The sequence below is a fragment of the Lentilactobacillus kosonis genome (genome assembly GCF_003864335.1).
In the GTDB taxonomy this organism is placed as follows: domain Bacteria; phylum Bacillota; class Bacilli; order Lactobacillales; family Lactobacillaceae; genus Lentilactobacillus; species Lentilactobacillus kosonis.
In genome coordinates this window covers 1-7,311 of the sequence record NZ_BEXA01000011.1, presented here as the reverse complement: position 1 = coordinate 7,311, position 7,311 = coordinate 1, and the positions used below count along the sequence as shown (strand labels likewise).

The 7,311-nt window shown below is 38.8% G+C and carries 7 protein-coding genes and 5 pseudogenes; 6 read left to right on the top strand and 6 right to left on the bottom strand.

The window, feature by feature from the left end:
- Positions 1-50 precede the first annotated feature (50 nt).
- From NBRC111893_RS10425 to NBRC111893_RS10415, 3 genes and pseudogenes are all read right to left on the bottom strand, one after another.
- A complete protein-coding gene (locus tag NBRC111893_RS10425) occupies positions 51-806 on the bottom strand; it encodes a (S)-acetoin forming diacetyl reductase (protein ID WP_230402974.1) in 756 nt (251 codons plus the stop codon).
- A gap of 172 nt (positions 807-978) precedes the next feature.
- On the bottom strand, positions 979-1,260 hold the full coding sequence (locus tag NBRC111893_RS10420; RefSeq protein WP_125009043.1) for a DUF5839 family protein: 282 nt from the start codon (positions 1,258-1,260) through the stop codon (positions 979-981).
- Positions 1,261-1,285: 25 nt separating this feature from the next.
- Positions 1,286-2,274 (bottom strand): annotated as a pseudogene (locus tag NBRC111893_RS10415) (IS30 family transposase).
- Positions 2,275-3,200: 926 nt separating this feature from the next.
- Here NBRC111893_RS10415 and NBRC111893_RS10405 point away from each other — a divergent pair.
- Positions 3,201-3,989 (top strand): ParA family protein, encoded by a 789-nt coding sequence (locus tag NBRC111893_RS10405; protein WP_125009041.1) that lies wholly within the window; start codon positions 3,201-3,203, stop codon positions 3,987-3,989.
- 284 nt (positions 3,990-4,273) lie between these two features.
- Positions 4,274-4,480 (top strand): hypothetical protein, encoded by a 207-nt coding sequence (locus tag NBRC111893_RS10395; protein ID WP_125009040.1) that lies wholly within the window; start codon positions 4,274-4,276, stop codon positions 4,478-4,480.
- On the opposite strand, the pseudogene NBRC111893_RS10390 reads toward NBRC111893_RS10395, so the two are convergent.
- Positions 4,410-4,607, bottom strand: a pseudogene (locus NBRC111893_RS10390) (transposase); the annotation flags it as partial. The gene NBRC111893_RS10395 and the pseudogene NBRC111893_RS10390 overlap by 71 nt on opposite strands.
- 99 nt (positions 4,608-4,706) lie before the next feature.
- On the opposite strand from NBRC111893_RS10390, the pseudogene NBRC111893_RS10380 reads away from it, so the two are divergent.
- Positions 4,707-4,796: pseudogene (locus NBRC111893_RS10380) on the top strand (IS30 family transposase); the annotation flags it as partial.
- Positions 4,797-5,023: 227 nt separating this feature from the next.
- On the opposite strand, the gene NBRC111893_RS10375 reads toward NBRC111893_RS10380, so the two are convergent.
- Together NBRC111893_RS10375 and NBRC111893_RS10370 are read right to left on the bottom strand one after the other, a co-directional pair.
- Positions 5,024-5,398 carry a type II toxin-antitoxin system YafQ family toxin gene (locus NBRC111893_RS10375; protein WP_003586676.1) on the bottom strand — a complete coding sequence of 125 codons (375 nt, stop codon included), beginning with the start codon at positions 5,396-5,398 and terminating at the stop codon, positions 5,024-5,026.
- A complete protein-coding gene (locus NBRC111893_RS10370; RefSeq protein WP_003586674.1) occupies positions 5,398-5,676 on the bottom strand; it encodes a type II toxin-antitoxin system Phd/YefM family antitoxin in 279 nt (92 codons plus the stop codon). The genes NBRC111893_RS10375 and NBRC111893_RS10370 overlap by 1 nt, the downstream gene beginning before the upstream one ends.
- A gap of 78 nt (positions 5,677-5,754) precedes the next feature.
- Here NBRC111893_RS10370 and NBRC111893_RS10365 point away from each other — a divergent pair.
- From NBRC111893_RS10365 to NBRC111893_RS10355, 3 genes and pseudogenes are all read left to right on the top strand, one after another.
- Positions 5,755-6,341: pseudogene (locus NBRC111893_RS10365) on the top strand (site-specific integrase).
- 51 nt (positions 6,342-6,392) lie between these two features.
- Entirely contained in the window at positions 6,393-6,764 is a 372-nt protein-coding gene (locus NBRC111893_RS10360; RefSeq protein WP_001748275.1) for a type II toxin-antitoxin system RelE/ParE family toxin, read from the top strand.
- Positions 6,751-7,021: pseudogene (locus tag NBRC111893_RS10355) on the top strand (helix-turn-helix domain-containing protein). Before NBRC111893_RS10360 ends, NBRC111893_RS10355 begins: the two are co-directional and overlap by 14 nt.
- Positions 7,022-7,311 lie beyond the last annotated feature (290 nt).

Below are 7,311 nucleotides of genomic sequence, written 5' to 3'. Positions count from 1 at the left end.
TCCTTAATAAACGCTATGACAAATTATGATTTAAACAACCCTTTAGTTAATTAATGGAACTGCATGCCGCCATCAACAATGATTGTCTGGCCGGTAATATAATTAGAATCTTTACCAGCCAGGAATGAGACGGCAGCGGCCACATCTTCGGGCTCTGATAACCGTTTCAAAGCAATATCTTTTGCGAATTGTTGCATGCCCCAATCATCGTCTTTACCGGCATTCTTACCAACTTGATGTGCAATATCTAACATCATCGGTGTCTTAACAATACCTGGTGCATAAGCATTGGCCGTAATATCTTCTTCAGCCAAATCACGAGCAAGCACTTGAGTGATCCCACGAACTGCAAATTTGGTTCCTGAATAAAGGGCCAGGTTAGGATTCCCAACAACACCGGCTTGTGAAGTTGCATTGATAATCTTACCGCCGTGTCCTAATTTCTTGAAGGCTTGATGAGCGGCCTGAGCACCCCAGAGAACGCCACCAACGTTAACGCCGTATACGAGTCGGAATTGATCCGGTGTAATGGTATCCAAAGGTGTGGTTGGTCCAAGGCCTGCATTATTGACAATCACGTCAAAGCCGCCCAATTTATCCACAGTTTCATTAACAGCAGAAAAGACAGAATCACGATCTGCAACATCTACCTTAACGCCAATGGCCTGACTGCCATCCGGCGATAATTTAGCGGCTACCTTATTTGCATTATCGATATTCAAATCCGCAACTGCTACCTTAAAGCCATCTTCGTGTAACCGTGTTGCAATTGCTTCACCAATTCCTTGACCGCCGCCTGTAACCAACGCTACTTTTCTGCCATAATAAGCGCCTCCATTTTCTTTTTGTATCCACTTACATTATACTTTGCAAGCAAATAATTCACAATAAGAAAAAGGCCTTTTTCATTGTGAATCACATGATATAGTCAGCAATGACTTTCCTTGCTCCAACTAGCTAATAATTTTAGCGATTGCTTTATTGCTGAGGTTGATAAAAAGGGTCTCCCTGGGGGTGGGTGGCCAAGTATTGCTCAAAGTTATTCTGAGTGATGGCGTCCAAATCTTTAACTGAGTTAGTTGTAATCGTCTTGACGGTCTTTAACTGCCATGCGACCTGGCGATCGGCAGGCTCGGTTAACGTGTGAATCCCGGTAATGATCACTAAAACCGGTTTAGGTTGACCAGTCACCTCTACCCAAGCTAATTGACCAATCGCAAGATTCTTTTCCCCACGGTTTTGTGATGGCGAACTCGCCATTGGTAACTTTTAAGACCTTGAATTGTCAAATTAAGTGCAACACTACATTAAAGAATATTTCATAAGGCGTCTTCCATCCGAGACATTTACGGGGACGATTATTCATTTGTTCTGCATATGCTTGTATCCGGCGGTCAGTAATTGAATCAAGGTCAGTTCCTTTTGGCAAATATTCGCGAAGCAAGCCGTTAGTATTTTCGTTAGTTCCTCGTTGCCAAGGAGAGTGAGGATCGGGAAAGTAGAAGGGCGTACCAAACTTATCAGTTAAACATTGAACTTTGGCAAACTCTTTACCCCTATCCGGGGTAATCGTTAACGATCTACCAGGCCATAGCTTCATTAAGTCGCTCAAAGTATCCGTGACTGCTTCTGAAGTTCTTTTAGCAGCTTTACCAATAAGCAGGTAACGAGATTTCGGTCAACCAATGTAACGACACAAGCCTTTCCGCTTTTGCCTAACACGGTATCACCTTCCCAGTGACCAATTTCTACACGGTTGTCAGCTTCTCGCGAACGATCATGAATCTTGTTGGGGATTGGAATCTTTCCTCGCTTTTCTTGATAAGCTTTATTGTGGCGAGACTTGCCATGATGCCTTAGATGGCGCACGGCACTAGAGCTGCCAGATTTAAATAAATTATCAAATAAGCCATTGAAAATCCCACGGTAAATAGTCGTGGTACTGATCTGCACCGGATACTTTTCGACTGCCAAGCGATTCGATATTTCTTCCGGAGACCAAAGGTCTTCGCAGAAGTGTTCTCTCACCACTTCAAACACCTGAGGATTACTCAAAAGAGAGACTCTGCCACAATTGCCTTTGCGCTGTTTGTACTTCTCCTGAGCCTTCGAAGGTGAATAGGATTTACCAGTAGAATTACGGCTTAATTCTCGAGAAATGGTTGAGTAACTTTTCTTGATATGGCTGGCAATCTCACGAAGTGAGTTTCCATGATTCCTCATTAAAAAGATAGTTTCCCGTTCATCTATGGTAATATGCTTGTAGTGGTCCATGGCTAAATTCCTTTCATGATTGTTTTCGCAAACATCATTTTACAGAAATTTGGCCATGGGCCATTCTTTATTTAATTAGTGTTGCACTTAAAGTGTAAATTCAAGGTGATAGATTGTCTTCTTAACGATCACATCTGGATTCAATGGAACAATGTAATCCTTACATTCCAACAATTCCACCAACTTTCTTTTTTTCTTTATATTTGTCTTGACGGGTTACGGTTTTCCATTCAGTTTAGAGGGAGTGACGTTTTGAGCGCAGAATTGTTCCCTGGAAACAGCTATTTGGAATAACTGAACCAGAGTACAATTCTACTACTAAAAGTTTCCCCTTAGTTCGTCGGTCGTTAACGCCCGTCGCTTGTCTGTACAATTGCGGTATTGCTACCACCACTCATTATAAACCTACGTTTTCGGTTTAACCTACTAAAAAACGCCCTAGTAGGCGTTGACGATACGTATTTATGTTTGTTCGATCACCAACTAATCAGCGGCACCAAGCTTAAGCTTCGTTTTACCACCCGCGCCGTTAATGGTCGCGCTCACCATTCACCACCCAGCCGTACAGATGACCTTGTTGTGGTATAGCCAGACTTATTGAAGTCGCACTGGCAAACGTGTCTCCTTAGATTTAGACCCCAGCTTGTCCCCTAGGGCTTTAAAAATCGCACCGGCCATGATATAATAGTCAGTAACTTAGATGACTTTTTTTGGCGCTCACCGATTACCGTCGGTGGGTGTTTTTTTGTATATAATTTAGTAGGCTTATTATTTATTAATGTCCACGAAGTAATGGTAACCCTGAATCGATAGTTTGTCAAACTTTTAATAAATTATAAATAATAAATTGTTTATTTTAAATTACATATTATTTATTTTAAATTATCTTCTTATTGTGTTATCATTGCGTCATTGGAGGATCTACTATGAGAGCTAAAACATTGCTACATTTTAACTTTAAAGGTGGCGTAGGCAAGACTACACTAAGCGTCATGAACACATATTTATTGGGTGCCAATAAAAACAAAGTTTTGCTTATTGACCTCGACCCGCAGGCAAACGCTACCGAAATTATGAAATCCACATTTAACAAAGAAATTGAACCAGCTGTGTCTCTTTACAACGGACTACTAAATTTAGATCTAAGCAAATCAGTAGTTGCTCTAACCGATAATATCTCAATAATTCCAGCTGATTGGGAACTAAGTTTATGGCCTGGTAAAGCCGAAAAAATTAAGTCTCATGACCGCATGCTTATATTAAGCGAGCTGATCAAGAGCTTTAAAGAACAATTTGACTACATTATTATTGATGTTCCACCAACACTCTCCATTTTTACCAATAATGCAATCTTAGCTAGTGACTATATATCGTTAGTATTGCAAACTCAAAAGCAAGCTTACACATCTGTCCTTAAAACTGCGCAGTATATGTTTCAACTAAAAAGTGATTATCAAGCATCTTTTAACGTTGCTGGTGTAATTCTTTATCTTGTTAAAAAAGATGCCAAAGTTGATAAAGAAATAACACAAGCTGCCATAGATTCATTTGGAGACGCTGTATTTTCCAACAGAATTTGGCAGCAAGAGCGAGTTAAGCTATTTTCAAACGTAGGCATTAAAAATGAAGACCACTGGGATAAACGAGCAATTGGAATGTACGATATGGTGCTAAAAGAACAACTAAAACGGATTGGGGAAATGGAAAATGGCTAATGATTTTTTAGGCAAATTAGCAAAAACAAGCTAACCAACAACTAGGCGACAATGAAAGCCCATTTAAACAAAAAAAAGAAGTCACTAGGCCCGTACAAGTACGTGAAGGTACGTATAAAATGATTAAAGATATAGCCTATCATAAGGAAGCTAAGATAGTTGATGTCATTGACTCTATGCTTAAATACGCTATCAATTCAGGCGAGTTTGACGAAAATAATAAATAATTTAAAAATAAAAAATAAATTATTTATTTTAAATTAACAAAAATTTGAGGTGCTTTGATGAATAAAAAGCGAGCAACTATTATATTTGATGAAGATGTCTCAGATCAAACTAGCAGTGTCAGAAAGCCCGTTGCAGATTCAGTTACTTTTGATAGTACGCTCAGAATTGACAATCATCTGGCAAATTACAAGTTTAATCCGAACAAGCCCGGAATCTTTCAATGGCAGTCTGTTGATGATGTATTTTTAATGGTCGTTGATTAATTAGTTCAAGTGCTGCTAGGATCTCATCAGTCGTTACTTGGCTAAAATTGGTCTTTTTCGGGAAGAACCAGCGTAACCGTCTATTAAAATATTCATTGGAACCTCGTTCCCATGGTGAATATGGATGGGTAGATTGTAAAATTAATCCGAACGCTGTTCGGACAAAAAAGATCAGCTTCCTTTAAAATGGTGTTTACCACAAACCCATCTTTTAGGAGCTGATCTTTTGTCTAGTATAACCTATTCCGAACGAATTAAAATCGAAACCTTTTGTGAACTAGGGCTGTCCAATATCCAAATGGGCGTTCGGATTAATTTTACAATCTACCATATATAATCATTTCAATTTAGAAAATATTTCCAGTTCCATCAAAACGGAGCTAAACAAGATAGTGCATGACATCGATGACTAATACTTTAACACCAAACAGAAAGGGGCTATGAATATGTAGGGTCTATAATATACAAATAGACCCTCAAAATCATTGTTAAAATAACCCCCAATATCTATAATATAGATGTTGGGGGTTATTTATTTTCATATTATAAAAATGACTTCTTATATTCGTCATTTTTTCGATACCTTTTAGCACGATTTTGACCAGGAAATAAACGATCATGCGATCCGACTCGAATGCCAATTAAGACTAGTTCATCTTTATCAATCGTATAAACCACCAGGACATCGTTAGTTTCGCTTGGTGTTTTGTTTTTCGGGGTATCTCGTAAGTGAAATTCATTATAACCGCTCATTCGCCGATTAAGCTCATGATCTTCAAATTCTGGTGGTAATTGTTGTTGCTCAAGCAACAGATCAATGGCTGCTCGAACTTCATCAATAATAGATTTGTCTAAACTGGCTAACCGTTTTAGATCAGCATTAAAGGTTGCACGTGGTTTAAATCTTAGTTTTTTCATTATTTAAACTGACCCCAATAATCATCATCTGATTCAACAATTTCATCGTCAGGTAAAACATGGCGTTTAATTAACTGATCACGTGCAATTGCATATTCTAACGAGCCCTCTTTAGCTTTTAATGCTCGTTCTAGCCAATCCATTTTTTCTTGTGAAACGATGGCCACTGCGCGACTATTTGAACGAGCAATATAAACGGTTTCGTCTTCGTCATTAACTTGATCTAAATATTTTTTTAAGTTAGCGCGAAAATCGCTCTGTGTTAATGCTAATGTCATATTTACCACCCTTTCTTTGTACTTAATATTGTACTTTAATTTGTACTAAAAATCAAAAATTTTAAAGGAGCTCAAACTATGCAACAAGTTGTCTTACCCATCAAAGATTCAAATGTTCTCAAGGAAGTTCAAGATACCTTACTCAACAACTTTAAAGCTGGCCGGCGTAACTATACAGTTTTCAAGTTGGCAAAGCGACACTGCTGCGAGTCAGTGATGTCATGCGCTTAAAACAGGCCGATATTTTTAATCCGGACGGTTCTATTAAACAAAATGCGTTTATTCACGACCGAAAAACTGGTAAACCTAATACCTTGTACCTTAAACCTGTTCAAACAGAGCTCTTATTGTACCGTCAATGGCTACTTGATCATCAGCTGGATTCTGAATGGCTCTTTCCTTCCATTCAACACCCAGAACGCCATATCACGGAAAAACAGTTCTACAAAATCATGAGCAAGGTTGGCGATCTGTTAGGAATTAATTATCTAGGGACCCATACGATGCGTAAAACCGGGGCTTATCGCGTTTACACGCAATCAAATTATAATATTGGCTTAGTCATGAATTTGCTCAATCATTCCAGTGAAGCAATGACTTTAGCTTATTTAGGCTTAGACCAGGCTAGTACTGAAACGATGCTAGATCAAATTGATTTTGGTTGAATGCAATAGCGTATAACTTTAAAATAATAATATATATGGTATAATTCAAATATGGAAAAGCCAGAATTTGAAACTTACAAACGTCCCAATGGTCATGATGAATTCGATGAATGGTTACAGCAACTGCCAATTAAAGATCGCGCTAAATTACTGCAAGTGATTACAGATACGCAGGATCAAGGTTTACTAGTCGCTCAACGCATGACTTGGGTTAAAAAGATAGAATCAGCTAAAAATTTATATGAATTAAGAAGTAAGGTATCCAGTAATATTCAACGGGCATTATACTTTCACGTTAAGGGACCAAAATATGTGATTACCCATGGGTTTACCAAAAAGACACAAAAAACACCACCTGCTGAAATTAAACATGCGATTGAATTACGAACTGAATGGGAGGATAGTCAAAATGAAAATCAATGATATTTTAACCCGGGAATTAAAAAGACCCTAAGTTTGCTGAAGCTTATCATGCTGACAAGGAAAAATCTGCCAGTGCCTTAGCGTTATATCATACTCGTGAAGAAGCTGGCCTAACTCAGGCCGATTTAGCTGAAAGAGCAAACGTCCCTCAATCCACCATTGCTAGAATCGAACGTGGCGATAATGTAACGTTTGATAAACTAGCTGAAATTGCCCATGCTATGGGTAAAACAATTAAAATTGAATTTACTCAATAAGTTAGACCTTTAAAGGGGTATTTGGCAGCAGTTGATTTAATCAACTGCTGCTTTTTGATCAAGCTAAATTAGCTTGCGCCGTTTGCGCAAAACTCCGCCTGAAAGGCTCCTGCTGAAGGCATGCTCATGATGCAAAATCATTCGGCTGACAGCCCCCGTCTGGAAGACTTTTACTCAAATTCCGATAGCAATTTTGAGTAAAAAACGCGAAGCTTTGCCAAAAAGTGGCTAGCCAACCGGCTAACCATTTTGGCATTGCGCAGCTAACTTGGGGGTCAAGGGGGAGCGTT

Coding starts and splice junctions, on each gene's coding strand:
- NBRC111893_RS10370 (WP_003586674.1), bottom strand. CDS start 5,676: ATGACATTAGCATTAACACAGAGCGATTTTCGCGCTAACTTAAAAAAA.
- NBRC111893_RS10360 (WP_001748275.1), top strand. CDS start 6,393: ATGGAAAAGCCAGAATTTGAAACTTACAAACGTCCCAATGGTCATGAT.
- NBRC111893_RS10420 (WP_125009043.1), bottom strand. CDS start 1,260: ATGGCGAGTTCGCCATCACAAAACCGTGGGGAAAAGAATCTTGCGATT.
- NBRC111893_RS10405 (WP_125009041.1), top strand. CDS start 3,201: ATGAGAGCTAAAACATTGCTACATTTTAACTTTAAAGGTGGCGTAGGC.
- NBRC111893_RS10375 (WP_003586676.1), bottom strand. CDS start 5,398: ATGAAAAAACTAAGATTTAAACCACGTGCAACCTTTAATGCTGATCTA.
- NBRC111893_RS10395 (WP_125009040.1), top strand. CDS start 4,274: ATGAATAAAAAGCGAGCAACTATTATATTTGATGAAGATGTCTCAGAT.